At 56.0% G+C, this 25567-nt stretch carries 22 protein-coding genes and 1 pseudogene; 10 read left to right on the top strand and 13 right to left on the bottom strand.

What is annotated here, in order from left to right; all coding sequences use genetic code 11:
• Positions 1 to 802: 802 nt before the first annotated feature.
• The 12 genes and pseudogenes from BXP70_RS25975 to BXP70_RS25920 form a co-directional block, all read right to left on the bottom strand.
• Positions 803 to 2086, bottom strand: coding sequence for an O-antigen ligase family protein (locus BXP70_RS25975; protein WP_086597045.1), 1284 nt, complete (start codon positions 2084 to 2086; stop codon positions 803 to 805).
• Positions 2079 to 3203, bottom strand: coding sequence for a glycosyltransferase family 4 protein (locus BXP70_RS25970; protein ID WP_086597044.1), 1125 nt, complete (start codon positions 3201 to 3203; stop codon positions 2079 to 2081). Before BXP70_RS25970 ends, BXP70_RS25975 begins: the two co-directional genes overlap by 8 nt.
• Positions 3200 to 4477 (bottom strand): lipopolysaccharide biosynthesis protein, encoded by a 1278-nt coding sequence (locus BXP70_RS25965; RefSeq protein ID WP_143436697.1) that lies wholly within the window; start codon positions 4475 to 4477, stop codon positions 3200 to 3202. The genes BXP70_RS25970 and BXP70_RS25965 overlap by 4 nt, the downstream gene beginning before the upstream one ends.
• The gene (locus tag BXP70_RS25960) at positions 4452 to 6572 is read right to left on the bottom strand and encodes a GumC family protein (RefSeq protein ID WP_086597042.1); all 2121 of its coding nucleotides are present in this window, start codon (positions 6570 to 6572) and stop codon (positions 4452 to 4454) included. Before BXP70_RS25960 ends, BXP70_RS25965 begins: the two co-directional genes overlap by 26 nt.
• Complete coding sequence (locus tag BXP70_RS25955; protein ID WP_086597041.1) at positions 6569 to 7297, bottom strand: polysaccharide biosynthesis/export family protein; 729 nt, start codon at positions 7295 to 7297, stop codon at positions 6569 to 6571. The genes BXP70_RS25960 and BXP70_RS25955 overlap by 4 nt, the downstream gene beginning before the upstream one ends.
• A gap of 39 nt (positions 7298 to 7336) precedes the next feature.
• On the bottom strand, positions 7337 to 7774 hold the full coding sequence (locus tag BXP70_RS25950; RefSeq protein ID WP_086597040.1) for a response regulator: 438 nt from the start codon (positions 7772 to 7774) through the stop codon (positions 7337 to 7339).
• A 616-nt stretch (positions 7775 to 8390) separates the two neighbouring features.
• Positions 8391 to 8558: pseudogene (locus tag BXP70_RS25945) on the bottom strand (IS110-like element ISCaa14 family transposase); the annotation flags it as partial.
• A 78-nt stretch (positions 8559 to 8636) separates the two neighbouring features.
• The gene (locus BXP70_RS25940) at positions 8637 to 9206 is read right to left on the bottom strand and encodes a DDE-type integrase/transposase/recombinase (protein ID WP_086597038.1); all 570 of its coding nucleotides are present in this window, start codon (positions 9204 to 9206) and stop codon (positions 8637 to 8639) included.
• A gap of 456 nt (positions 9207 to 9662) precedes the next feature.
• Positions 9663 to 10652, bottom strand: coding sequence for an FAD binding domain-containing protein (locus tag BXP70_RS25935; protein ID WP_086597057.1), 990 nt, complete (start codon positions 10650 to 10652; stop codon positions 9663 to 9665).
• Complete coding sequence (locus tag BXP70_RS25930) at positions 10649 to 11179, bottom strand: (2Fe-2S)-binding protein (protein ID WP_179197847.1); 531 nt, start codon at positions 11177 to 11179, stop codon at positions 10649 to 10651. The genes BXP70_RS25935 and BXP70_RS25930 overlap by 4 nt, the downstream gene beginning before the upstream one ends.
• A gap of 18 nt (positions 11180 to 11197) precedes the next feature.
• Positions 11198 to 13522, bottom strand: coding sequence for a xanthine dehydrogenase family protein molybdopterin-binding subunit (locus BXP70_RS25925; RefSeq protein ID WP_179197846.1), 2325 nt, complete (start codon positions 13520 to 13522; stop codon positions 11198 to 11200).
• Between the two features lie 78 nt (positions 13523 to 13600).
• A complete protein-coding gene (locus BXP70_RS25920; RefSeq protein WP_086597037.1) occupies positions 13601 to 14512 on the bottom strand; it encodes a helix-turn-helix domain-containing protein in 912 nt (303 codons plus the stop codon).
• Positions 14513 to 14865: 353 nt separating this feature from the next.
• On the opposite strand from BXP70_RS25920, the gene BXP70_RS25915 reads away from it, so the two are divergent.
• Positions 14866 to 15906, top strand: a complete 1041-nt coding sequence (locus BXP70_RS25915) for an MBL fold metallo-hydrolase (RefSeq protein WP_086597036.1) — start codon at positions 14866 to 14868, stop codon at positions 15904 to 15906.
• A gap of 207 nt (positions 15907 to 16113) precedes the next feature.
• Positions 16114 to 16269 carry an XdhC family protein gene (locus BXP70_RS31145; RefSeq protein WP_086597035.1) on the top strand — a complete coding sequence of 52 codons (156 nt, stop codon included), beginning with the start codon at positions 16114 to 16116 and terminating at the stop codon, positions 16267 to 16269.
• Positions 16270 to 16447: 178 nt separating this feature from the next.
• Here BXP70_RS31145 and BXP70_RS25905 read toward each other — a convergent pair whose 3' ends face one another.
• Positions 16448 to 16840: a VOC family protein gene (locus BXP70_RS25905; RefSeq protein ID WP_086597054.1), complete on the bottom strand. Its 393-nt coding sequence runs from the start codon at positions 16838 to 16840 to the stop codon at positions 16448 to 16450.
• Positions 16841 to 17474: 634 nt separating this feature from the next.
• Between BXP70_RS25905 and BXP70_RS25900 the strand changes: the two genes are divergently transcribed.
• From BXP70_RS25900 to BXP70_RS25865, 8 genes are all read left to right on the top strand, one after another.
• Positions 17475 to 17675: a hypothetical protein gene (locus BXP70_RS25900; protein ID WP_086597034.1), complete on the top strand. Its 201-nt coding sequence runs from the start codon at positions 17475 to 17477 to the stop codon at positions 17673 to 17675.
• 199 nt (positions 17676 to 17874) lie between these two features.
• Entirely contained in the window at positions 17875 to 18228 is a 354-nt protein-coding gene (locus BXP70_RS25895) for a hypothetical protein (protein WP_086597033.1), read from the top strand.
• A gap of 1983 nt (positions 18229 to 20211) precedes the next feature.
• A complete protein-coding gene (locus BXP70_RS25890) occupies positions 20212 to 21117 on the top strand; it encodes a manganese catalase family protein (RefSeq protein WP_086597032.1) in 906 nt (301 codons plus the stop codon).
• A 114-nt stretch (positions 21118 to 21231) separates the two neighbouring features.
• Complete coding sequence (locus tag BXP70_RS31140) at positions 21232 to 21489, top strand: ATP-binding protein (RefSeq protein ID WP_086597031.1); 258 nt, start codon at positions 21232 to 21234, stop codon at positions 21487 to 21489.
• 224 nt (positions 21490 to 21713) lie between these two features.
• Positions 21714 to 23816, top strand: coding sequence for a sensor histidine kinase (locus BXP70_RS25880; RefSeq protein WP_086597030.1), 2103 nt, complete (start codon positions 21714 to 21716; stop codon positions 23814 to 23816).
• Positions 23817 to 23825: 9 nt separating this feature from the next.
• Entirely contained in the window at positions 23826 to 24236 is a 411-nt protein-coding gene (locus BXP70_RS25875) for a response regulator (RefSeq protein WP_086597029.1), read from the top strand.
• A gap of 76 nt (positions 24237 to 24312) precedes the next feature.
• Complete coding sequence (locus BXP70_RS25870) at positions 24313 to 25188, top strand: hypothetical protein (RefSeq protein ID WP_086597028.1); 876 nt, start codon at positions 24313 to 24315, stop codon at positions 25186 to 25188.
• An 80-nt stretch (positions 25189 to 25268) separates the two neighbouring features.
• Positions 25269 to 25567, top strand: a 299-nt coding sequence (locus BXP70_RS25865) for a hypothetical protein (RefSeq protein ID WP_143436696.1), incomplete at its 3' end; no start/stop codon positions are given.

The following is a 25567-nucleotide window of genomic DNA, read 5'->3' as shown; positions in this document are numbered from 1 at the left end:
TGCCATCCAGCTTCTGGAGTGTGCAACACAGTTGGTCTAAAACGCTTTGTTCAGCTAGGGTGGTAGGCTATAGGGCAGCGCGAGGCGTGTAGAGCCCTACATAGAGGCTTTTATGATGGAGAGCGCAAGAAGAGATCATTTAAAACAAAGAGCCGCTTGTCTATTATTAGGTCTGCCTGTATGCTAGCTAGCAATATCAAACAGCCTGTTCTGCCCACACAAGTTTTACAAAGGTGGGCAAAACAGGCTGTTTGTTGCACAGTAGGATCAATAAAGATCCTACTATAGAGTGCTTGAAGTGTTTCAAGCTGGCAAATTACTCGTGTAGTATACTAGGATTAGTATCTTATTCATCAAGTAATTAATATTAAAGCAAATAGTTTATGTCAGCTACTGCGTCAGATACCTAGCAGGACTCTCAGAGGCATTGGTATGGTAGCTTTGCAGTGTTAATTCCAGCGTTTGAAGCAGGGGCACACCAGTGGCATGGTAAGCAACCTTAGGCAATGTATGTACGGCTCGACGCGCTTGTTGTGGTAGCGCCTGAGAGTGACGACGCGGCGTCTGAGCGACGCTAGGGTGAACCGAGAGTTGTGCTGAGGCAGTCGGTACGGAAGTACTGTAAGAGGGCAGCACGACAGAGCGCCCGAGTAGCAGCAAGCAAAGTAGGGCCACGGGGCGGCAGGCAGATACAAACTTTGTAAATATCTTTCGTTGGATGAAAATAGTAATCATAATAGAAGGCAAGGGAAGGAGGTTAGGTAGCTAGGGTATATAGAACGTCCGGCGCAAGCAGTGCTCTCTATTGCGCAAACATCAATTCGGGGCGACAACGCTGGAGAAACAATTTCTCGGCAGTCGTCAGTAACGGATTGTAGTGCAGGCTAATTAGGAAGATCAGAAGTTGATAGAAGAGGATGCCATAGTTCGTTTGGCCGAAAATGCCGAACTCCGTGAATGAGTTAATCAGAATAGGAATAAGCAGCCCCAGAAAAATCAGGCGTGCTTCCCGCACTGGGTAAGCAGCAAAGCCACGAAGGGTAAGCAGCAACTGAATGACTACTAGGCTCAACCCAATTAACCCTAGGTTGAGCAGCGCCTGGATAAAAGTATTGTGCGTCATCTGGGCGGCATAGGTGTGCGTGCTCTGGAAGTAGTCGGTGTAGGCAATGCGTTGAAAACCATAGCCTAACAAGGGCTCTTTGGGCAGTCCTTCAGTAAGCAACGCCTTCCAGAAAGGTAAACGGCCGGTCAGGCTTAGCACTTCTTCCAGGCCACCTTGCTTAATAAACAGCTTTTGTATAGCCACCGGCACGGCCAGCAGCAAACCCACCACGCCTGCGAGCTGCAAGCGACGGCTGCCTGACTGCTGAATGTGGAGCAGGACTAGTAGCAGCAGCCCCACCAACGAAGACCGCGAGCCTGTCAGCAACAATGCAATCAGCAGCGGCATCATTTTGATGATTGTCCGAGTGGGGCGGTGACGGTGATAGAGGTCGAAGCTGAGGCAGGAAATTCCTACGACGCAGAGCATACCTAGCTCATTGGGGTTCATTATAAAGCCCCCAAGTCGAGCCTCCTCCCCAGCATGGGTAAGCCGGAAAAAGGTTTCAGGAGCTACGACTGCTCCTACTACAAATATTAAAATCAGCACCAGTGCCGCATCACCCAGCACGCGGTACAGACGAATATCACCGGTCGGAAAGAAGGTATCGAGCAACAGAAAGCATTTCACAAAGTAGAAGGCGAAAACAAAGCTTTCGGCGTCCATCACCAATTGTAGCAGCGAGTAGCCAGCATCCGACGACCACAACAACGAAACAACTCCTAACAGTAAGTAGGCGCCATAGAGCAGCGGGGCCAGGCTGTTTTGCCAACGAAACGAATCGACGGCACCACGGCTCAGAATCAAACGGTACGTGCCATAGACTGCCGCCGTCATAGTCAGGCGGCTGGTCATTTTGAAGACGCGCGTAAAATTTACTCCCTCACTCCAGGTGAAAAAGCCAGCTAGCTTGATCAGCAACACCAGCGTGAGTAGCAATTGAATAGCGCGCAGAAAGCGGCGGTGGTCACGGTTACGCATAGTAAGCTTGCTGGTACATCTGGTTGTATTCGTGCAGCAGCGAAGGCCAGGCAAAGGCCTTCGCTACCATCTCTCGGCTGCGCTGGCTGACGTGGGCCGGGGACGTGCTGCACCACTGCTGGTAGAGTTGCTCTAAACTGTGCGTTAGCTGGGCAGGCTGCGCCTCGGCTAGCACCTGCCCGCACGCAAACTGGCGCACGTAGGAACCTAGGTTAGTAGCTTCCGTTACGACGCAAGGCAACCCTAGGGCCGCCGCTTCTAGCACCGCCGTGGGTAGTCCCTCGTAGTAGGAGGTATGTGCAAACACATTCAGCTGCCGCAGCAAGGCAAGCTTATCCTCGCCGTAGCGGCTGCCCAACACCTTCACCGTCCCGGCGGGCACCTCTGCGGACCAGCGCTCGACCCGGGCGCGGTCAGGACCGTCGCCAATAAGCCAGAGCTCGGCGGACGGATGCTGACGGGCAAACTCGCCGAAACCCGTAATCAGACAGTGCAGCCCCTTATGGTTTTCGTCGAGTCGGCCGCAGAAACCCACCCGAAATACCTCCGGCTTTTCGACCGAAGGATGGATAGTTTCCAACGCAGGCAATTCAAACCCGTAGGGCAGCAGGCAAGTACGCAACGAGGAATGCAGCTGCTGCACGCCCAGTACTTCACTTAAACCTAGGCAGTGAATCTGCGCCGCATTGCGCAGCAGATAGCTTTCGCACAAGCGCAAGTAGAGGCGTTTAACCAGCCCATTTTTGCGCATAGCCTGCGCGCCGTAGCTGCCGTGCGGCGTCACAACGTATGGGATGCTCAGCGTATTTAGCTGCCGGGCTGCCGCATAGTACGCCGGCACAAAGCCGCCGTGCAGGTGCACCACAGCTTGTTCAAACTCGCTTGCCAAGGCTGCTATCAGCTCTTTAGCTAGCTGAAAGGGGTTACGCTGGGCCCGAAACAAGCGGGTGCTGAACTCCCGCGCCGGATAGTTGGACGTGACATCGGCCGTGATGCCCCAGACTTCCACGTTCCAACCGGCGCGGTGTTGCTGCGTCGCTAGGGCATGTACCACCTTGTTCACGCCGTTCATGCGCTCAGGATTGGCTTTGCCCAGAATAAGATGAATAACTTTCATAGCGATTCGGCGGCTAGGCCGCGATATTCTTCGTTTTCATATGAGGACCGGGCGCGCCATACGGCCAGCGCCCAGTATAGTCCTAGTACCATTTGGGCCACTATCCAGCCGAGTACCACGCCGCTGGCTTGCCAGTGCCCTACCAGCCAACGCGCTAGGGCAAACGAGACGGCAATGCTCAGGACATAGCCCACGAAGTAGGGCCGAGCGTGGGCAAGCAGACGTACGGTCAGGCGCAGGGGGTACACCAGTAGAATGATGACGTACAGCAAGCAACACCAGCGCAGCACATAAGCGTACTCAGCGCTGCCAACATGTAGCCAGCTTACAATCGGCTCGGCTAGTAAGAAGAGCAGCAGAATAGGCCCCGCCGCCAGCAGCAGCATTGTGCGCGTCAGGCGGGTGCGCTCCTGCCGAAACTGCGCCGGCTGCCGGTAGAAGCTCTGGCTTAGGCGAGGCATGGCGTAATTTTCGGCGGCTTGCAGGCCCACGTTGAACAAGCCCATAATAGTCTGAGCCAGCCGCAGGATGCCCAGTGTGGCGACATTACTCGTCCAGCCGGCAAATACCAGCAGCGCATTCGAGGAAGCCCATTGCAGTAACACAGTAGGTAGTAGCCAGCGCGCTTGCTGCCAATGGGAGGCCATAAACTGCCGTAGCATCGGCCGGCCCCAACCTAGGCCTAGTGCTGCCCCTGAAAGGAGCAGCGCCGGTGCGGTGGTCAGGCCCACAGCCCAGAGCACGGCGGGTAAGGTAGGCGTCACTTTGGTCGCGGCCCAATACAGCAGCAACAGCAGCTGCCCTCCGCCCGATACTACGTCGCTCAGCAAGGCAAGCTGTACGCGGCCCTCGGCCAACAGCAACTTGCGAGCTGTATCCTGACCGCAGGTGGTTACCAAGCACACCAGAAAGGCAGGTAGCGCAAGCGTGGCGTAGTGCAGTAGGGTTGCGCCCGCCGCTACGGCCGCTACGGCTACCAGGCTGAAGAGCAGCTGTATACCGAGCAGCGCCTGCCGATAGGCGAGATGTTGGCTCGAAGGTGTTTGCCCGTACACGATTTGCATGGGTTGAGTAATAAGGGCGCCTTGCGCGGCAAGGGCCAGCAGCAGCACCATCTGCCAAGCACTGTATTCACCAAAGACGCTCAGGCCACACAGTCGGGCCAGAAAGATATTGGTCAGGAAGGAGGTAGCGCTTACTACTGCCTGACCCGCTACTACCCAGTAGCGGGCCGGCAGGGTAGCTAGCTTAAGCCGTGGCGGGCGCACCAGCATGGCCATCCGTGGCAAACGTCCACGCCGCTTCACGCCGTGCCGTGCGCTTCCAAGGCCAGCGTAGCAGGCTAGGCTGGTAGTTGACGCGGTTCAGACAGAGCTGCACATTAGGTAGTTGATACTCGGTCGTGAGTTGCTCCAGCTCTTGCAGGCGTGCCAAGGGCGTGCTACGGCTATCTACGAGTACCAGGTTGATAGTAGCGCCGTGCATCACGGCCAAGCTGTGGCTGTCTTGCTCTAGAGGCATATTCTGCACCAGCATCAGTTCCGAGTCCAGCACCTCAGGGTTCAGTGTATTCGCGTCGAGAATACGTATGGCGCGTACTTTCTTGCCTTGGGCATTTAACGCAGCAGCTAGGTGCTCCGTGAAGAAAGCTTGCCCTTCCTGGTCGGTGAAGGAGCTGATCACCAGCTTGGTGCCTAGATTAAGCAAGCCTTTAAGCTCTAGGCGAGTAACCAGCTGGCGGAAGAAAGCTACGCGCTGTGGGCCGGTGCCTAGGTAGGGAATGGTCGTCGCCAGTGGCAGGTTCGATTCCTTCTGCACGCGATTTGAGTCAGTCGGCGTAGCGCGTATTCCAGCGAACAAGTACACCAGCAGCAAGCCTATTATCAACCCCAAAAATCCCGAAACGGCCAGCACGAGCACTCGGTTGGGTGCAATGGGTTCGTTGACCGCAACCCCGCGCGCAATAATGCGGTGGAAGGAAGTAGGAGAAGCCCGCGCAATTTCAGCTTCCGTTTTCTTTTCGTGCAGCAGCAGGAAGAGTTTTTCATTTAGCTGGAAGTTACGCTGCAACACAGCTAGGTCTTTTTCGCGCGTAGGTAAGCCGACAAAGCCTTTCTCCGATTGGCGGATGGCGCTGTCAATCTCATGGAACTGAATGGTGAGCGTATTACGCGTGTTGTTGATGCTTTCCAGCAAGTAAGCGTTCAGGTCGGTTAGCTTGTCGTCAATGGCTACTACCTTCTCATCTTGCGGGCGAAAACGGAGCAGTAGGTCGTGCTTTTGCGCTTGCAGCTCCTTAATATTCTTTACAATGTCGTTGGAAAGGGGGTCGTTGAAGGCCTCAAATGCAGGGGCTAGCTCCAGCACTTTTTTGCTGCCCATTTTCATGTACTGGTACAAGTTGCTGGCTGTGGCCAGGCGCAGGTGCAAGTTGGCGCGCTGTAGCTTAAGCTCCGATATCTTGTGCAGCTCCGTGCTGGTCTCTTGTTCCGTGTTCACGATGCGCTTCTGGTCGCGGTAGCCAGCTACCGCATTTTCTGACTGCGACAGGTTCTGGCCCACCGCTTTGAGTTGCTTATCGATGAAGTCGACCGAAGAATTGGCTGCTTTGTACTTGTTTTCGAGGTAATCGGCCATGTACACCGTCGCCAGCGCATTCACCAGGTCGGCGGCTTTTTCGGGCACCGCACTGCGAAAGCTCACCCGAATAACAGCCACGTCTTTGTCCACGCTAGTGATATCGAGGCGGTCAAGTAGTGCTCTCATGAGCTGATCGTGCGAGTGCCGCACAAACTCGTACTTGTCTGCCAGCGCTAGGCTAGGTTTGGTGCGCAGCAGAGCTTCATTTTTGGTGATAAGCACCTCGCCGCCGGTCACGTGCATGGGCTCCCCGAAATGACCTATAACCATCTCTTTATCCGGAGTTTCCAGGGTGATGTCATCCTGGGCGCCAACTGTTAGCTTAAAGCGCTTGTCGTCCCAGCGGTGGCTAGGCAGGCGTAGCGTCACTAGGAAGGGGCTCTGCTTATACATCTCTGAGGTGCGAATTTCGCCCACGCGGTACGTGCTAATGCCAAAGGAAAGGTGCTGCAATGCTTTGTCGACCAGAAACTGCGACTTCAGCAACTCGACCTCCGTGCCGATCTTATTATTCGACGAAAAAGCATCCGTGCTCTGCAAGAGCGTGGTATGGATGGGGCCTTCGTTGGTCTCGGCCAATTTAATCTTGGAAGTACTCTCGTAGAGCGGAGTCGCATAGCGCAGGTACTGAAGAGCAAGCGTTACAGCCGCGCCAACACATAGCAGCAGGATCGGCAGCCCACGCCACAATGGGCGTATAAGACGTAAGTTTTTAGATAGTTCGTTCATAGAGCAAGAATAATGCGTGTGAGGAGTAGTAAAGCCGAAACACCGGAGGCCACGGCCACGGCCGAGCCAGCTCGTAAGCTAAATTCTTTGCCACGACGAGCGGGTATGTACACCACATCGCCTGGGAGTACTTCCAAGCTGTTGAGTTCGGTGCGGGCGATGCTGGTCAGGTCAATTTCGGTTTCGTTCACGGCGCCTTCTGGAGAAGTGCGCAATACTTTCACGTGCGTTTTGTCGGCGTAGTCCTTGAAGTCGCCGGCTCGGCCTAGCACTTCCACAAGCGTATTCCGCTCTTTTTCCAGCAACACGGGTCCCGGAGCATATACTTCGCCCAGCACAGTGGCTTGCCGATTGAGTATTTTGATGGTCAGCTGAGGATTAACAATCCATTTGCCTAGCACTTCCTTCAAGCTGGTTTCGGCCTCGTTGATGGTCAACCCCTGCACGGGGAAAGCGCCCACTCGGGGCAGGGTCACTTTACCCTGCGCATCCACCAGCACCCACTTGCTATCGGCTTGAGTTATGGAGTAGATGGAGCCCACGCTGAGTTCTTCGTGGTCCCATACGCTGAGGGTAAATTTGTCGTCTTTCCGGATGCGGTATTGGTAATTCGGTGCTACTGTCAGTTTTTGATAAGTAGTCTTGCTGGCTGGGCGAAATAAGTTTTGCGTGCAGCCCGTCAGCAAGCAGAGCAGCATTGCTCCTAAGATGAATAATCGTTGCATATCACTAGTTAAGGAAACGTATAGTACCGTGGGTAGGGGCTAAAGGCTGAAGAAGGATAGGAGACCAGAGGGGCGACTATTCTGCTTGCGGGTAAGCATGATGCGCACGACCTGGATTTTACCGAGCACCGCACCAACTTTTGCGACTAGCTGCTCGTCTTTGACGATGTAGTCAAAGGCGCCAAACTTGAGCGACTCAACGGCTACCTCTACCTGTTGCTGTCCGCTCACGAACACCACGTAGATGTCCGGGTTGAAGCGCTTAATAGCTTTGAGCGTGTCGGTGCCAGAAACATCGTTCATTACTTGATCCAGAAAAACGATATCTGGCTCGTCGGTTAGCGCGTTCAGACAAGCTGCCCCACTGTCGAATGTGTGTACCTCTTGATACCCATTTGCTTTCAGGGTATGCTCCATAAGGCTCAGACAGAAGGGGTCATCATCGACTAGAAATATTCTTTGCTGCTGTTTTATCATGATTGTGGTTTTGGTATGCAATAGTCTAGTTGCATACCAAAACCACAACTGGTTATATGTATTTGAAAGCTAAATATTTATGTTTTTACCAATAAATACGCGCCTCTGCTTTGTGGACTGGAGTCCAGGATGTAGATCATTTCTTTGAGCATAGGTAACAAAATGATTAGCCTAGCAACATATGGCAACTAGGGCTATGCAGTTGTCAGCGCTTAACCTAGGGTTACATCTGCCTTCCGCGCTCAAGGTTTCGCCGTTCGGATAAGGTAGCCGCGCCACAGAGTTGGCGGTAAAGTGATGGAAGAAACTACTTTGACCTGTCTGTACTACAGCGTACCTCGTAGTAGATTAGACTACCACGTTCTGGTAGCCTGTACTGCGTGCCCGATGAGCAGTTTCGCTATGTGGTAGGGCTCATTTACCACGCAGCAGTTATATAAAGTTGTCGGGCCAACGGTCCGCTTTGTTGAAGCAACGGGCAATCGATCGGTCTAGCTAGCGAATATCTTCTGTCTAGCCATAAATTAAGTTGGCCGTTTATCGACTATTTCTTAGAACAATCTATGCGATTTCCCAAGGCCGTTCTGTCTTGTCCAGAAATAAACTGTGTTAAAAGTCAAGGATTCAAGGCAAATTTGGAGGTAAAATTCGCTTGGTAAGGCACCCCCGATTTGACGATGGCAAAGGCTTGCTTAAGCAGCTTGTTGCAGACGGCAATCAGGGCCACTTTGCCATTCTTGCCTTTCGCCACCAGTCGATCATATAGGGCTTGGCAGGCTGCGTTCCGTTTCCACTGCCCAAGCCGCTTCCTCAAAGCTGGTAAAGACCTGATTGAGTCGAAAGTCGGTTTTCAGAATGCCATTCACTCGTTCGGCAATGGCATTCTTGTAGGGTCACCGTACTGGCTCATGCTAATGGCAATACCGGCCTCTCTGAGTTTGTTGATGTAGAGGAAGCCGTAGTACTGGCTCCCTCGGTCCGAATGGTGAATCAGCGTCGTTGCCTGGGGTCGTTTTCGGTGCAAGGCCATCTCCAGCGCTCGTAAGCATCCTTCACTAGTCAGTAAAGGATGCAAGCAGTAGCCCACAATCAGCTTGGAATACGCATCCGTGATCAAGGACAAGTAACCGAAGCCAAGCCCACTACAGAGATACGTGATGTCGCAGACCCAGACTTGTTGGGGTGCCGTGATCAGCTGGTCGGCTAGCAGATTGGGATATTTCTGCAAGCTATGCGCTGAATTCGTGGTTTTGGGTACCGACCGTTTGTGCCGAAGCGTAAGGCTATGGGCTTGCAGCAAGCTGTGCAGCTTATCGCGGCCCATTCGAATCCCGCTTTGTGCGAAAGGTTGCTGCAGGAGCAAGTAGAGCTTGCGGGTTCCTAACCCTAGAATTTCTTTGCGCAGGGCCACGACCAAATCCAAGACGAGCATAGACTGACTATGGGCGTGTTGGGTATAGTGTTCCCGTTGAGGAAAAGCTTGTCGGCTCACACCAAACAGTTGGAAGGCGGCCGACGCTCACCTTGGCAATCTCGTTGTAACGGAGCTTCTGAACTGTTTGGTACCAAACTTTTTTCGGATCGGAATCTTGAGTTCCTTCTCTGCTACCTCGATCATGGTGTTCAGTGCCAGAATCAAGAGGTTGGCCTGCTGCAAGGCCTGTTCGAGTTCGGTATTGCGCTGCTAGTTGTTCGCTGTACTGAAAGCGTTGCAGTAGGTCTTGAAGGTGGTCTTGCATGAGGACAGTGTTTAGGATGAAAAACTGTCAACTTATTCCAAGACAAGACAAGTAATTACGGATTAACTATGTAAAACTTTGTTAAACACAAATATATTATATTAATTATATATTTGTGTTATAAAGTACTATTCTATGGAAGCAGCGGGTCAGGCACTCCGATTTAGCGCTTGGCTCAGCGCCTGCACAATAGCTCGCTCCGCTAGTTCAATTTTGAAGGCGTTGTGGTCGTACCCCCGGCTCCCGGCCAGCAGGGATTGAACCACGGCCCGGTACGTTTCCGGCTCGGCCGGTTGGCCGACAAGCATCGCTTCGGCTGCGGGCCTGCGCCAGGGCTTGTGGGCAACCCCGCCCAGCGCCAAGCGGGCCTGTGTTATCAGGCCATCGGTTAACTCCAACCCCACGGCCACCGACACTAGGGCGAAGGCGTAAGACGTGCGGTCGCGGAGCTTGAGGTAAGTGTAATGCTGCGCGAAGCCTTGCGCCGGCAAGTCAATCGCTGTAATTAATTCTCCCGGCAAAAGAGTATTGTCCCGGTGTGGCTCATTGCCGGGAAGTCGGTGAAAGTCGGCCATGGGAATGGTTCGCTCCCCGTGAGGGCCGCTTACTTGCACTACCGCTTCTAAAGCAGCCAAGGCCACGCACATGTCGCTGGGATGTGTGGCGATGCACGACTCGCTGGTGCCCAGGATGCCGCACACGCGGTTGTAGCCCCCCAGGGCCCCGCAGCCCGAGCCGGGCATCCGCTTGTTGCAAGGTGTCGCCACATCGTAGAAGTAGTAACAGCGGGTGCGCTGCATCAGATTTCCGCCGTTGGTAGCTTTGTTGCGCAATTGCGGCGATGCTCCGGCCAAGATGGTCTGCGCTAGGAGCGGGTAGCGCCCCTGCACCAGCGGATGGTACGCCGTGTCGGCGTTGGTAACCAGAGCTCCCAGGCGGAGGCCACCGTTGGGAAGCTCGGTGATGGCGGACAGAGGCAGACGGTTGATATCTACCAGCTTGGCGGGCTGTTCCACCTGCTGCTTCATCAAATCGAGCAGGTTGGTGCCGCCGGCAATGAACCGGGTTGCAATGGGGTCGGTGGCTTCCGTCAGCACACTATCAATGTCGGCGGGGCGAGAGTAAGCAAAGGCGTTTATGGGCGCAGGGGTTGGGCATGCATCACTTCTTGAATGGCAGAAACGATGTGCGGGTAAGCCGCGCATCGGCAGATGTTGCCGCTCATCAGCTCCCGAATCTCCTCGGCCGTGCGGGCGTGGCCTTCGCTAAGCAGGCCGACCGCCGAGCACAGCTGCCCTGGCGTGCAGTAGCCGCACTGGAAGGCATCGTGGTCGATGAATGCCTGCTGCAAGGGATGCAGCTCGTCGCCGTGGGCCAGGCCTTCGATGGTCGTGATTTCGTCGTCCTGATGCATGACAGCCAGCGAGAGGCAGGAGTTGATGCGCGTGCCGTTCATCAGCACCGTGCAAGCCCCGCACTGCCCGTGGTCACAGCCTTTTTTCGTGCCCGAGAGGTGGGCATGCTCACGCAGGGCATCGAGCAGCGTAGTCCAGGGGGCAATGGTCAGCGCAATGGATTGGCCGTTCACGTGAAGTGTAACGGGTCCAGGCTCCGGCAGTAAAAGCGCGGCCGGGGCCGGTGGATTAATGGGAAAGGTGGTCGTCATCAGCTTTATATCTTATGCTTACAGTAGTTTGTCGGCGGTGATGGGCAGGTGGCGTACCCGGATGCCGGTCGCTTGGAAGACGGCGTTGGCCACCGCGGCGGCGGTTCCTACGATGCTGACTTCGCCCACGGGCTTGGTGCCCATCGGCATCACTGGGTCGGGCTCATCCAGAAAGTACACCTCGAACTCCGGCACGTCGGCGTGGACCGGCACGTGGTATTCCCCGAGGCTCGGGGTCATCAGGCGGCCAGTGCGCTCGTCGTATACTGCCTCTTCCATCAGGGCCATGCCAATGCCCATGATGATGCCCCCGACGATTTGCGAACGGGCGGTTTGCGGGTTCATAATCCGGCCGCAGTCAAAGGCCGACATGAACCGCCGCACCTGTACTTGCCGGGTGCGGGCGTGCACCCGAACTTCACAAAAATGCGCGCCGTACGAGGCCATGGAGGTTTTCATGTTCAGCACCAGCGCTGAAGCCGGCACCGAACCCTCCGCTTCCACGAAGGCCTGGCCGCTCGCGCCCAGCAGTTGCTCGTACGACTCGCCCACCGCCGGCTGGTCAAGGCGGTACAGCCCCCCGGCGCGCAGCTCGACGTTTTTGCGCTTCACCCCGCGTAGCACCGACTGCTTATTCCGCTGCGCCAGTTTAAGAAGTTTTTCGGTCAGCTTGTCGGCCGCTGCGTGAATGGCCGCGCCCACAGAGGAAGTGGCCGCCGAACCGCCCGATGCCTGCGACATGGGCAGGTCCGTGTCGCCGTGCAGGTAGCGGGCCCGCTCATAGGGCACCCCGAACCGCTCGGCAATGTGCTGGGTCTGCACGGTGGCTAGGCCTACCCCCATTTCAATACTGGAGGTGCTCACTTCCACGTGGCCGTCGGCGGTGATGCGCGCTTTAATCGTGACGGGCAACTGCTGCACGGGGTAAAACGCGGTGGCTACGCCGGTGCCAATCAGCCAGTCGCCTTCGCGCTGCGTGCCCGGTTCGGGGCGCTGGGGGTCCCAGCCAAACTTGCCGGCGGCCAAAGCATAGGCTTCGCGCAGGTGGCGACTCGAAAAGTACGTGCCGTGGGTGGGGTCCTTGTCGGGCTCGTTGCGCATCCGCAACTCCACGGGGTCTAGGCCGAGCTTATGGGCTAACTCATCCATCGCCGATTCCAGTGCAAACGAACCCGGGGTCTCGCCCGGAGCCCGCATGTAGGAGTTTTGCACGCGGTCGAGCCGCACCACCTTTTGCAACACGTGGATATTGGGCGACGCGTAGAGGTGGCGGATGGGAAACGTGTACTGTTCGGCCCACACGTCCTTGGTAGTACGCATGCCGTAGCCCGTGTGAATCATGGCGGTTAATTTCCCATCGAGGGTGGCTCCGAGCGCCACGCGCTGCTGCGTCAGGGTGCGGCCGCCGACCACCATGCTAACCCCAGCGCGGCTGAGCGCCAGCTTCACTGGCCGGCCCACGAGCCTAGCCGCCGCCGCCGCCAACGGAACGTTGGACCACGCGGCCACTTTCCCGCCGAAGGCCCCGCCCACAAACTCGGTCACCACCCGCACTTGCTCGGGCTTGAGGTCAAACATGCGCGCCAGGTTGTGTTGCACGCCCGGCGGCGACTGGGTGGAATCGTACACCAGCAGTTGGTCCTTACCCATCCACGCCGCAATGCTAGCGTGGGGCTCCATGGCGTGTTGGTTTTGCCAGGGCGTTTCGTACTCCTGGTCGCTCACCACCGGGGCCACCGCCAGTGCCGCTTTGGCATCCCCTATATTTACTTCGGGCGACTGCGTAACCACCAGCGTGGGGATGGTGGCGTTGCCTTTTTCAGCCTCCAGCGACAGGGCGGCCGGCTCTTCTTCGTAACGGATGCCCACCAGGCCGGCGGCGTAATTAGCCAGTTCCAGCGTTTCGGCCACTACCACGGCCACGGCTTCGCCGTTCCAGGTGATGTCGGCCGATTGCATCACCGGCACCGAGGTATTAGACCCCGCCACCGGGTTGAATAGGGAGGCTGTTTCGGGCGTCTTCATGCGCGGGGCGTTGCGGTGCGTCATCACCGCCAGCACGCCTGGCACACTTTCGGCGGCCTGGGTATCGAGGTGGCTTATTTTTCCCTTGGCAATGCTGCTGTGAACCACTACTGCATGGGTCATGCCGGCGATGGGATGCTCGGTGGCGTAGCGCGCCTGCCCCGTTACCTTCAGCCGGCCATCCACGCGCGGGTACGGTTTGCCAATAAACTCGCGGGCGTTGCGGAGGGGGTCCGGCGCGGGGTCCGGCAGATGACCCACCAGCGTTTCGACCGTATTGAGCGTAGCATCAATAAGGGCGGCCTTGATACTTTTCATGGCTAAAGGTGTTTGGTACCAGGGAGTGAAGGGAAATGCGTAGAATAGCAACAGCGCCTTGCCAACCAACTCAGGATTTCAGCTGGCATTGCGGTAAGCGGATGGATTTACTCCCGTCTTCTGTTTAAACAGCTTGCTGAAGTGCTGAGGATACTCAAACCCCAGCGCATAGGCCACCTGGCTAATTGGCAGTGAGGAACTGATGAGCAGTGTTTTAGCTTTCTCCAGTAGCAGGGCGTGGATGTGATACTGCGCGTTTTGACCGGTTTCTTTCTTCAGAATGTCGCCTAAGTAGTTAGGTGCCATTCCCAGTTCTTGAGCGCAGTATTGGACAGTTGGTAGGCCCCGCTTCGAGAGCTGGTCGGACGCGAAATAGGTTTTGAGAAAGGTCTCAAACTGGCTTAACGTGTCTTGATGGTAAGGGCTTCGCCGGGCAAACTGTCGGTCGAAGTAGCGGGCGCAGTAGTCCAGGAGCAGTTCGATGGTGGAAGACAGGAGCTTGGATGTGTAGTCATCACAAGGCCGGCTGTATTCTTGTTGTATCTGCTGATGTAACGTCTGCAGTATCGCGCCTTCCTCTTGGGAAATAGGCAGGGCTTCGCGAGCTTGATATGAAAAGAAGCTGTAGGCTTCAATAGTCGTGCTTAACGCTGATTTGCGCAGTAAGTCCGGATGAAACAGTAAGACCCAGGCGGCGCGCTGCGAAGCCTGTGTTACCAATTGTTGATTGTTGACTACTTGGCCGGGACTGGTGAACACCAGCGTTCCATTCTGGAAATCATAGGAGTGGCGACCATATCCAAATGAACCGGACTCGCCTGACTTTTGAGCGATTATATATAGATTAAATATATATTTTACGCTGTCTAATTCTTTATCTGAGCGCCGTTGGTCTTTGGTAATAACGGATACCAGTGGATGCATAGGTGGGCCCAGGCCGAGCAACCCATGCAGTTGGCTGATGCTGTTGATAGTTTGAAATTCGCTCATACAGCTACAGGGAAGGCAGGTGGGGATAGTTTACGGCGACCCTTGCTTACGCTCTACAATGTTTGGAACTAACGAGCAGATAAAAAATACACAAACTCCTGTTTGTTGAATACATTCTACTGATGCGCTTTGACGCGGTGTATTTTGCTTCGATGGATAAACCCGCTGCTAGGGCTATTACGAGGTATAGCACAACAATGGCGGCGGTATTCGACACCTAATGGCTGGATTCGCAGAGAGTAACACGACCAAATTTATTGTCGTTGAGAATCAGCAAAACGCCAACCTGAAGCCTTGTCACTCCCGCACTCACTGGCATGTGGGGAGTGGAGGGCTATTTTCTTCCTTGAAGTATGTGGCTATCCATTTTTGGCAGCAATCCTACTGCCACTCGTCTGGAACGAGTAAAAGACTCCCCTCATTACCGCGATGGGGCCTTCCAAAATTTAGAGCGTACAGCCGTCACCCGACAGGATGCTTCCTACCGCGAGATGGTCACGGACTATTTTCATCGACCAAAAGACAGCGTGCCGTCCTTCGCGCTCCCATCGGTCAGCACTGATTTGCACACATTACCGGCCAGCCAACCAACCATCGTGTGGTTCGGTCACTCCTCGTATTTTATTAAATCGGCAGATACTACCATCCTAGTGGACCCGGTGTTTAGCGGTAATGCGGCGCCGGTACCTGGATTCAGCAAATCGTTTCCCGGAACCGATGTGTACGGGGTCGATAACATGCCCCCCATTGATTACCTGTTTATTTCGCACGACCACTACGACCACTTGGACTACAAAACCATTACCCGGTTACTGCCCAAAGTCAAAAGAGTTTATACAGCATTGGGCGTGGGGGCCCACTTGGAAAGCTGGGGCATGCCTGCCGACCGCATTACTGAATTGGATTGGTGGGAGCAGCTAATCCTCGTGCCGGGTCTGCAGCTAACGGCTACTCCGGCACGGCATTTCTCCGGGCGGGGCCTCACCCGCGGCAAAACCTTGTGGAGTTCTTTCGTCCTGAAATTACACGGCTACACGCTCTTTCTGGGCGGCGATTCAGGCTACGGCCCGCACATACGGGAAATTGGCGAGAAGTGCGGGCCGTTTGATTTGGCTATTCTCGAATGCGGCCAGTATGGTAAAGATTGGCCGAACATCCATATGTTTCCTGAAGAGGTAGTCCAGGCCGCTCAGGAGTTGCGGACTAAGATGCTACTGCCCGTTCATTGGGCCAAATTTGCCCTCGCGTCGCATTCTTGGGACGAGCCCATCCGACGGCTCATGAAAAAGGCGGAGCAGGACAACCTTGCCGTCACTACTCCGCGCATTGGGGAGCCGATGGTACTCGGCACATCGTACCCGCAAGCAGCGTGGTGGATTCAGGAGTTGTCCTAAAATAAGGGCGGAAAACTGCCGTGCTAAATTCAGTTGACAGAGTGTTGCCTTGAGCCGGAAGCCCAACAACCTGACAGAACGTTTTGGCCTGAATTATTCAATATCTTACCACCACTTCGCCGAAGTAGCGCTGCAACGAAGCGACAGAGTTGCTTCGGCAAGCGGACGACCAAGCACATGTGAGGGACTACAGCAAATCAATTCCACATGACCGAATTGCAACGCCTTTTGCTTGCTTATGACGCGCACCGCACCGTCGGCCAAGCGTGCGCGCTGGCGTCGGTAGTAGATGTGTCAGGCTCTGCATACCGGCGGCGGGGTGCCCGGATGCTGGTATGCCCTCTTATAGCAGCAAGGGGGTAAAATTACTCTAAGCCCCAACCTTTCCTTATACGCTGGCGTCGCTCGGTCTTCCTAAACCACAATTTCGGTGAACTAAGCAAATGTTCTGGCCCCACGCTGTTAAAACCCAGCGCCATAATTATTGGCGTCACCACACGACCGACCGCGACTCCACGTCAACGGAGTGGTCCCACTTCGCCTACACCATGTAAAACTCCCAAGCGATGCGGTCAGGGTCTTTGAACGCCACATACTTCAACGGAGCCACGGTGTCTACTTTTACCCCCGTGTTCTCCACCCCAGCTGCTTGCAAGGCCTCGGCGACCCGATACAGCTCGTCCTCGTCCTCGCAGGCAATGGCGAGGTGGTCCAGGCCCACGTTGAAGGGCGTGAATGTGCCCCCACCGGCATGGGTGGGCTGCGCCTGCTTAAAGCCAAGGAAGGTGGTCCCGATCAGAAAGCCTAGGATCTCGGGCGTTTCCAGCGCGATAGGGAAGCCCAGCAGGTCATGATAAAACGCCTTGGCGCGGGCAAAGTCAGTGGTGCGCAGGGCGACGTGCGCTAAGCCCTTGGTTTTGGGGTGAATGGCCATGCCGAAAGAAAAGAAAGTGTTGGCCTTATTAAACGGTAAAGCGGACACCTTGGCTAGCCAGTCTACGAAACAAACAGTTAGCTCGTGCCTGCGCCGCTAGCTGGGTTGCGGCACAGGATACCGCAAGTATACGTAGCATGCGCCTAAGCTCCAGCAGTCCAGAGGACAAAGGGTCTCCTAGAAGGTGTCCACGAGCATATTCTTCCCAACCACCCTATACGTAGAGAATTGCCGATCAACTGGTCCACTTACCTGCGCGTAGCTCATACTTCTTTCTTACTGCTATGATTCCCGTAAAATAATGCACCGGCTGCCTGCTCGACATTAGCGGCACTGGTCGCGTATAGCGGCGTTGTCGAGGCGACTGTTTCCATACTCTTTTATCTAGCTTCCCACGCTACATGAAATATTTTTCTCCTTTCTACCGCTTATTCTTGGGCAGACTTTACTTTGATCTCGACCACCATTGACTCCTGTCTTGGAGCCGGCGGTAGGAACGACCATGCTGCCTGTTACCCTGCAGGCGGCAGGGGCGCCTCCTAGACTTCGGCTTATGTACGGGACCCCCGTGTGACATAGGGCTGTCACCGGGGGAAGTTGCTTTGCCGTAGTGTTTCACCTACGCAACCTGCCTATGCACCTCCTTCTGGGCGCCATGGGCCACCTTGACCCGGCCCTGGCGCAACTCGAGGCGCTGTTTGTAAACGTATCTAAGTTGACGCTAGGCCGTAACGGCCATTTCCTGAGGCTAACTAACAGGCCATTTCTGAAAGGCTTACAGGAGCCCTCGCGGAAGCCAAGTAGCACCTTACTTGACCGTTATTCCAACCACTAGCTAACCAGGTGTTATTGACACGCTTACGTACCTAATTACTTTAAAGAGCCTACTGTGCGTTTTGACTGTTTAACGGCAGCTTAGCTCCGTTTATAAACACAACCCCCGAGTTCGCTCGCTCAAGCGCTTCGGCGCAGGGTTTTGGTAAGGGAACGTTTCGCGGCCGGGTGCGTATGGCAAGCGCTGTTATTGCGGTACCATGCCTACATCTTCTCGCCCTGCTATTCCCGCCGACCTGGCAGCGATGCTGCATACGTTGCGCCTGCACTTGCTCTCCTTACGGGCTACAACGCCTTACTACCGCGCCCGCCTGTTGCGTATTGCCGAGCAACTCGCGTGGGTGGTGCGCAGCTGGCCCGCGGCGCGATGGCCTGCCGCGCAACAGGTGGCGCCGCCCCGCTTATTGCGGCAAGCCCAACCGCTGGTTCCCGCCCAGCACCAAGTGCTAGCGCCGCTGCAGCAGCTTACCGCTTGTTTACATGAGGGTGACCAATCCCGATGGGCGTATTACAGGCAGCAGCAATTACTCGACATTGTGCTCTACTTACGGTGAGTGTTCGTGCCAATCGCTTCTTTCGTTGTGCCGTTGAGATCATCATCAAGTCCAGGTCAGCAGCAAGTGGCAGCTGCAGCACCTGCGTCACCTTTCCAGGTTCTCCGGCAAGTGTCTTTGCAGCTGGCCTGTAGTCCTGGTAGGCTTCTCGTGGGTCGAGCGGCACGGGGTCAACCTTCTTGGGTTCGATCTGCGCTTTTACGGACTACACAGCTAAAAACGCTGGATTCTTGCTGCCATGCTCGGCCACAGCAGACGCTACGACGTAGCCTGCTGCGCCGTCAGCGGCTGGAACCGCTCGCCAACCACTAGAACGCCAGCCCTACGGCGGTACTGAGGCCGCCCAAGGCCATCAGCAATCAATAGTTGGTCGTAATGCACCCTTGGTAGTGCAAACCGCTTTCCATTTCTGCCCAGGTACCGTCGTCAACGGTATAAAGATCAGCAGGAGATACTATAGTTGGCTACCTCACGGATGACCACGCGTCAGGCGTTACGGGCGGACACGGTCGCCTGAGGGCAGCGCAAGATTCTTCTACCGCGCCGCGGTTGCGCACGAATACCGTCAGCACCTCTCTAGCAGGCTTCCGGGACGCTCCACATGGCACAAGCAAGCCAATAATTTCCTGGCGGGCGGCTACTTCGGGTTACCGGGTGTCCATGACGCGGGCCAGGACGGTAAATGTTAGGGTACGGCGCCTGAGTAGAAGGTAGGGGGCCGCGATGCAAAAAGCCTACTGACAGGACCAGTAGGCTTTCCCTACCAAAACGCAGGACCTAAGCTAAAAGAGATGCTGCGTTCGCTGTACGGCCTGAACTCTAGGAAGTTCCTACCGAAGCGTTAGCGGGGTCCAGTCTGCTAGCGCTTCGGTAGAAGAATGATCTGCTTTAGTAGCTTGCGGGCTACAGCACCGCCGCTTCCTAGACCGAGAGTATCCGCCTAGCGAAAGCCGCCGCCTGGCTGGGCGAAACGCTGAACGAGGAGCGAAACATCGACATCCTGCTTAACGACTTGGCTAAGAACTGCATCAACCTAACAGCCCTGGAAGTAGGGATCGTTCTGGTCCTGCTGAACCACGCTCGCGGCTCCGCGTAGAAGGTAACGGCCCCCGCACAGGTGTCTACTTCATTTTGAGGTCTGAAAAGCCTGTGGGTACTACCCACAGGCTTTTTTATAGGGCAGTGTAGCGGGAGCCGATGGCTACGTAGAAGGAACGCTGACCGAGCAAAACGTAGTCTTTGAGCGAAGGAGGAGTTAGAGGCGCTGGGAGTAAGCTTGACCTAACTGCTAACCCGTCTAGCCGCAAACCAGTGCCCTTGGTGCCATCCTACGGAATTGGGCCGTTCTCACTGCTGAACTACTCACCCCTGACCAGGCTACTGACTCCGCAGTGCCTACCCCCGTGCAGCCGCTACGCGCTCAGGCCAGGCGGCTCCTTAGCCACTTGCCGCAATCCCGCCAGCAAACCCGTGGTCAGCTCACCCACACCTTAGTACCAGGCGTTAGCCGCATCAGGCTGTTTGCCACCGAAGCAAGCGCAAGGAGCACGGTTGCTCTTCCGTCGTCTGCGCCCTTTTCAACTCAACGATTTCGAATCTTTCTCTACTACCCTTCGCCGGAGATGCAAGCGGCGTAGGCATCCTGTCGCAGGAAGCGCGTGCAGCTCCACCCGCGTGGCTAGTTACACCAGCGGAGCAGGCTACCAGACCTGTACCGAGTTATAAGTTTCAACAACATACGGGCCCGGAGAGCGGCAGCTAGGCCGGTAGCTGCTACGTAGAGCGCCGCCAAAAGCACTGCGTTTACCTGGCAAGTGACTTGCTTTCAACCCCTTATCTACCGGCTACTAGGAGGCGTAAAGCGACCCGACGGGCTTGCCGCCCTTCCCGCGGCCTACAACACGAACCTGGCGGGACCGTAGAGCGGGTAATCGGGCGGGCCGGGTGTTGGCCCGCCCGACGTTCACCTCTTACTTTTTTCTCATGATTTTGCGTTACGACCGGCTGGCCGTCGAGCTGCCCAAACCCAAAAACCCTTCGCCCAACGATGCGGCCGCCTTGCAGGAATTGCTCGGTGGTAAGTACGGGGAGATGTCGACGTTGATGAACTATACGTTTCAGTCGTTCAACTTCCGGGGCCGCAACCGCCTGCGCCCCTTTTACGACTTGACCTGCAGTATTGCCGCCGAGGAATACAGTCACATTGAAGCCGTTTCCTACGCCATTAACTTGCTGCTTACCGGCCAGACGGCGCGGGGCAAAGACCCGGTACCGGGTCCCCTGGCGGAGGCCAAAGATGCGCGCAACAGTTATCATTTCCTCAGCAGTGCTCAGGCCGCCCTACCCGTCGATTCGATGGGCAACCCCTGGACGGGTCAAAATGTGCACGCCAGCGGCAACCTGAAGTTGGACTTGCTGCATAACTTCTTTCTGGAGTGCGGCGCGCGGGCCAACAAGATGCGGGTTTACGAAATGGTAACCGATCCGTGCGCCCGCACTATGATCGGCTATTTGCTGGTGCGCGGAGGGCTGCACGTGGTGGCGTATGCCAAAGCGCTTGAGCACCTGACGGGGGTGGCAGTAACCAAGTTGGTACCGGTGCCCGAGTTGAGCAACGATGCTTTCCCCGAAGCCAAGAAGCTGCAGGACGAGCAAAAGCTCCATCTGAAGCTCTACACCTTCAGTGAGCAGGACTACAAGCAGGCGGGTATTATCTGGAATGGCACGCACCCGGAAGACGGGCAGCCGCTGGAACTGATCCAGGGGGGCTTTGAGGGGGTGCCGTACCCGGTGTTGGAGGAAGAGCCCCAACTCAACTCCCCCGGGGCTGACGACTACGATCCGCAAATGTTCGCCGACATCGCTAAAAAGCTGGGCATTACCCTGTAACACCTCGACTTCCTTATTACTCTGGGGAGCTAGGTTACCCATCTTCTTTCGCCTGGATCATAAAAGAGGTGGCTTCCTAAGGGAAATCACCTCTTTTTCCTTGATGGCGGACGCATCCTTGTGTCCCTGGCGCAGCAAGGAGCCTCGGCCGTGGTCACTGTGACAGATACGGGGGTAGGCATTCCCGCAGCAGCACAGCCTGTGCTTTTCGACAAGTTTACGAAAGCTCGACGCCCTGGTCTGCGGGGAGAGAAGACCAACGGATTAGGCATGTCCATCACTCAGCCTATTGTTGCGCTGCACCAAGGCCATATCACTTTCGCCAGGAAGGAAAAGGTACCAGCTTTACGATCGAGTTGCCGCCCTGTCTAATTAGACAAGGCGCTTAGCTTTCTAGTATAGCACCAAAGCCCTACACTAGGTGAGGACGCAGGTAGCTTTCAAGCACCAAAAGATCAACTCGCTGGTTAGGCCCTCTGGTAACTCAAGTTCGCCTTGCTTGTACTTGGGCGGAAGCAGAAAATATTGCGAGATAAAACCTTTATTAACAACGTTTTATCACTTTGTTCGTTCAGCCCTCTAGTCATCATGCTGTAATGCCTCTACTTCCAGCTTCGTCCCCTACTGATCCTGCCTTCCTCGCCCCCTTTGGCTCTGCCACTGACGTGCTACACGAATTGTTAGCTATTTCCCTAACAGGTGTCATCTTCTACACCCCGCTCTACGACCCGGCCGGTTCAGGAGAAATAATCGATTTCGCCTTCGAATACCTCAACGCCACTGCCCAGCGCATGATGCGCATGTCTGAGCGGCCGACCTGTACCCACTTAGAGCAGTGGCCCCACAGCAAAGAGCACGGCACGTTTGATTTCCACGTGCAGGCTTTTGTAATAGGAGAGCCCCGCCACTACGCCATCAACTACCAGGCTGATGGCTACAACAACTATTATCACCTGGCCGCCCGCCGGGTAGGCGCGGGCCTTTTGGTCAGCTTCACAGATACGGCTGACCAGCCCCGTAGTCCCGTAGAACTAGCATTGCGGGAGGCCCAAGCGGCGGAGCAGGCGGCGCGGGCCGATGCGGAAGCGCAACGCCAACGCTTGTACCAAGTGTTGATGGACTTGCCCGCGCAAGTAGCTACCTACTATGGTTCCGATCATGTTTACACCTTGGTCAACCAACGCTACCAAGCTTACTTTCCTAGGCATGAGCTGCTCGGTTACCCAGTCCGGGAAGCATTCCCGGAGACGGCGGCACAAGGGTTCCTTGCGCGACTGGAGCATGTATATGTCACCGGAGAGCCGTATTACGGGCACGAAGAGGTAGTGAACCTAGACTTTACTGCTACAGGCCGGGATCAGCAAGTATTTATCAACACGTTTTACCACCCGTTGCGCAACGCCCAGGGCGAGGTGGATGGGGTATTAGATTTCTCGTATGACGTTACCGAACAGGTACTTGCCCGTCGCCAGGTCGAACGGCTTAACCAAGAACTAGAAACCCAGGTGCAGGAGCGCACCCAGCAGCTAGTGCAGCAAAGTGCCCGCTTAGGGCGGCTGCTTCAGGAGGCCCCAGCCGCCATCTGCATGCTGGATGGACCGGAAATGGTGTTTGAGTTAGTCAACCCAAGCTATCAACAGCTATTCCCAGACCGAATCCTGCTCGGTAAGCCCGTGCTGGTAGGCCTACCTGAGCTAGCGGGCGGGCCAGTGGAGACGATATTGCGCGGGGTGTACCAGACTGGGGTCACCTTCGAGGGCAATGAAGTGCTTATGTCCTTTGCGCGCCCGAGCGATGGGCAGCTAGAGGATCGCTACTTCAATCTCATCTACCAGGCTCGCTACGACGCGGCGGGCGCCATTGACGGCTTGGTCATTTTCGCCTTTGAGGTGAGCGTGCTGGTGCAGGGTCGTCACCAAACGCACCAACTGAACGAAGTATTAGCGGTCCTCAATGAGGAATTGCAGGTTACTAATCAAGCGCTCCATCGCACCAACATGCAACTCCGGCACACCAACGTGGACTTGGACACGTTCGTCTACGCTGCCTCGCACGATTTGAAAGCCCCCATTGCTAATATTGAAGGGCTGCTAGACGCATTGCGCGAGTACTTGCCCCCAGAAGACCACGAGCCGATGGTGGCGCGCCTAGTAAGCATGATGCAGGGGGCCATCACCCGTTTCCAGCAGACGGTGGGTCACCTCAACGCCATCTCGCGCCTGCAACTCGCGCCCGAGGAGCCAGCGGAAGCCCTCGACCTGACCCGCGTGCTGGAGGAGGCCCTCCTCGATCTATTGCCCCTACTAGAAAGCACCCGTGCGCAGGTGCACAGTACGGTAACGGACTGTCCCAGCAGCCACTTCTCGACCAAAGACCTACGCAGTATCCTGTTCAATCTGCTCAGCAATGCCGTGAAGTACCGAGCTCCCGACCGCACTCCCCTCGTACAGGTGCGTACTCAGTGTACGGACAAGCACCTCGTGCTGACGGTACAGGATAATGGCTTAGGGTTGAGCGAGCAGCAACAAAGCCAGCTGTTCACCATGTTCCGCCGCCTGCATACCCACGTGGAAGGCTCTGGCGTGGGTCTGTACTTAATTAAACGCCTGATTGAAAACGCGGGTGGCACCATCACCGTGTACAGCCAACTGGGCCTAGGCTCCACCTTTACCGTAACCTTACCACTCGCCTCGTGTTAGTCTCCATTGATGGAAAAACTTCCCTGCATTTTGCTCGTCGATGATGACGACACGACCAACTTTCTCAACGAGCACCTGCTCAAAAAGCTAAAAGTGACCGACCAGGTGCAGGTCGCCGCCAGTGGGGAAGAGGCGTTAACCCTGCTGACCCAACCCCTGCCTTGTGTGCCCACCCTCTTGTTGCTAGATGTAGCTATGCCGGGCATGGGCGGCATAGCGTTTCTAGAAGCTTACTTGCGCCTGCCCCAAGCGCAGCAAGAGGCCACGGTGATCGTCATGCTGACAACCTCGATGGATTCTCAGGACCTAGGGCGCATCAATGAGTTGCCCATTGCGGGCTTAGTCAGTAAGCCCCTGAACCGGGAGAAAATTAGTACGCTGTTGCAACTGCACTTTCAGCGGCAGTTGCCGGGTGAGTAAACTGCGGCTGGAGTGCTAAATCGATACTCTGGTATGACCGTCTCGTTGATCAATGAGTGGCCATGTAGCGATTAGTATGTATAGCGTATGTGCCACTAAGGAACAGCTCGCCCAAACAGCCGCTCCCCTGGAATATACCCCCTTCGTGCTGGGGGAGAAGAAGTGGCGCGAACATCTGAACCCGCGGGCGTATATCGAGCGGGAACTGGCTCGCATGAACGAGCACCTCGCCCAGCAAGTAGGATTAGTCAATGCCAAGCTCGCCGAAGTAGCCACCATCGCCACGGCCAACACCCTGCAGCGCGAGCGGGCCAAGATCCTGAAAAAGCAGCTGGCCGCCCAAACACAAGAACGTAGCCGGCAGAAGGCTACCGCGATTATTGCGCAAACCTTGCCAGGAGCAGTGACCGAGTCGAAGCAAGTGCACACTGCGTTACAAGAGAATGGCTACTCCGTGCAGGAGCTACCGAGCGGGGAGGTTCTGGTACGAGGACAACAATCGCATGCCTTGTTTGCGCTCGCGTCTTTACAGCCAAACGGACACCCCTTGGCTGAGCAGCTGCAGCAAGCGATCGAGCGCACACAGCGCGAGCAGGAGCAAGCCCGCCGACTCGCCCTGGCGCAGCATCCCCAAGCCATACACGCCGTTATTCAAGCCGTTGATCTGTTACAAGCACAGCACTTCGGGGCCCTCTTAACGCAAGCGGGTGCGAACGTATGGCAGGTGCAGGCTTTGCCCGATCAGCCGCTAGAGATGCGGGTGAGCTACCGATTTGACTGGAAGCTCATCGAAGGCATCAGCCACGCGCTGGACGAGGTGCGGCGCACACCGGGGGTGCACCTGCAGGAGGAGAGCACGACGCGGCACGAGCGGACGCGAGCGGCTTCCATGCTCGAACGGGAACGAGAACAAGAAGCAAAGCCGGATCAGTCACCAGGAATATCCTGGTAGGGGCCGAATCGCCGAATGGGGAACAGCCAAAATCCGCCCTTCGGTTGGGGTACGTAGGTACGCTTGTTACGCTTGTGTTTATGCCCGCTGACTTACGCGCTATGCTGGAGACCTTGCGTCTCCAGCTCCTTTCTTTGTCGGTAACCGCCCCTTACTACTACTCCCGGCTACTGCGCATCACCCAACAGCTGGACTACGTGGGGCAAGCTTGGCCAGCAGACGACTGGCCGGTAAGACAGCCGCCGGAATCGCTGTCTCGGCGGCAAATCCACGGCCTGGCGCTCACCCGGCAGCAGTTCCTGGAGCAGATAGCGGAAGTAGAAAGCAGGGTGCTGAACGCTGAGCAGACCCCGGGCAGCTACGCCGGGCACCAGCACCT

It is taken from the genome of Hymenobacter crusticola (assembly GCF_002154225.1).
GTDB lineage: Bacteria > Bacteroidota > Bacteroidia > Cytophagales > Hymenobacteraceae > Hymenobacter > Hymenobacter crusticola.
This window is presented reverse-complemented; position numbering and strand designations above follow the sequence as displayed.

Excerpts from the sequence above, each read along its gene's own strand:
- BXP70_RS25975 (WP_086597045.1), bottom strand. The coding sequence starts at position 2,086 with ATGCGTAACCGTGACCACCGCCGCTTTCTGCGCGCTATTCAATTGCTA.
- BXP70_RS25970 (WP_086597044.1), bottom strand. The coding sequence starts at position 3,203 with ATGAAAGTTATTCATCTTATTCTGGGCAAAGCCAATCCTGAGCGCATG.
- BXP70_RS25965 (WP_143436697.1), bottom strand. The coding sequence starts at position 4,477 with ATGCTGGTGCGCCCGCCACGGCTTAAGCTAGCTACCCTGCCGGCCCGC.
- BXP70_RS25960 (WP_086597042.1), bottom strand. The coding sequence starts at position 6,572 with ATGAACGAACTATCTAAAAACTTACGTCTTATACGCCCATTGTGGCGT.
- BXP70_RS25955 (WP_086597041.1), bottom strand. The coding sequence starts at position 7,297 with ATGCAACGATTATTCATCTTAGGAGCAATGCTGCTCTGCTTGCTGACG.
- BXP70_RS25950 (WP_086597040.1), bottom strand. The coding sequence starts at position 7,774 with ATGATAAAACAGCAGCAAAGAATATTTCTAGTCGATGATGACCCCTTC.
- BXP70_RS25940 (WP_086597038.1), bottom strand. The coding sequence starts at position 9,206 with ATGCTCGTCTTGGATTTGGTCGTGGCCCTGCGCAAAGAAATTCTAGGG.
- BXP70_RS25930 (WP_179197847.1), bottom strand. The coding sequence starts at position 11,179 with ATGACGACCACCTTTCCCATTAATCCACCGGCCCCGGCCGCGCTTTTA.
- BXP70_RS25925 (WP_179197846.1), bottom strand. The coding sequence starts at position 13,522 with ATGAAAAGTATCAAGGCCGCCCTTATTGATGCTACGCTCAATACGGTC.
- BXP70_RS25920 (WP_086597037.1), bottom strand. The coding sequence starts at position 14,512 with ATGAGCGAATTTCAAACTATCAACAGCATCAGCCAACTGCATGGGTTG.
- BXP70_RS25915 (WP_086597036.1), top strand. The coding sequence starts at position 14,866 with ATGTGGCTATCCATTTTTGGCAGCAATCCTACTGCCACTCGTCTGGAA.
- BXP70_RS31145 (WP_086597035.1), top strand. The coding sequence starts at position 16,114 with ATGACCGAATTGCAACGCCTTTTGCTTGCTTATGACGCGCACCGCACC.
- BXP70_RS25905 (WP_086597054.1), bottom strand. The coding sequence starts at position 16,840 with ATGGCCATTCACCCCAAAACCAAGGGCTTAGCGCACGTCGCCCTGCGC.
- BXP70_RS25900 (WP_086597034.1), top strand. The coding sequence starts at position 17,475 with ATGCACCTCCTTCTGGGCGCCATGGGCCACCTTGACCCGGCCCTGGCG.
- BXP70_RS25895 (WP_086597033.1), top strand. The coding sequence starts at position 17,875 with ATGCCTACATCTTCTCGCCCTGCTATTCCCGCCGACCTGGCAGCGATG.
- BXP70_RS25890 (WP_086597032.1), top strand. The coding sequence starts at position 20,212 with ATGATTTTGCGTTACGACCGGCTGGCCGTCGAGCTGCCCAAACCCAAA.
- BXP70_RS25880 (WP_086597030.1), top strand. The coding sequence starts at position 21,714 with ATGCCTCTACTTCCAGCTTCGTCCCCTACTGATCCTGCCTTCCTCGCC.
- BXP70_RS25875 (WP_086597029.1), top strand. The coding sequence starts at position 23,826 with ATGGAAAAACTTCCCTGCATTTTGCTCGTCGATGATGACGACACGACC.
- BXP70_RS25870 (WP_086597028.1), top strand. The coding sequence starts at position 24,313 with ATGTATAGCGTATGTGCCACTAAGGAACAGCTCGCCCAAACAGCCGCT.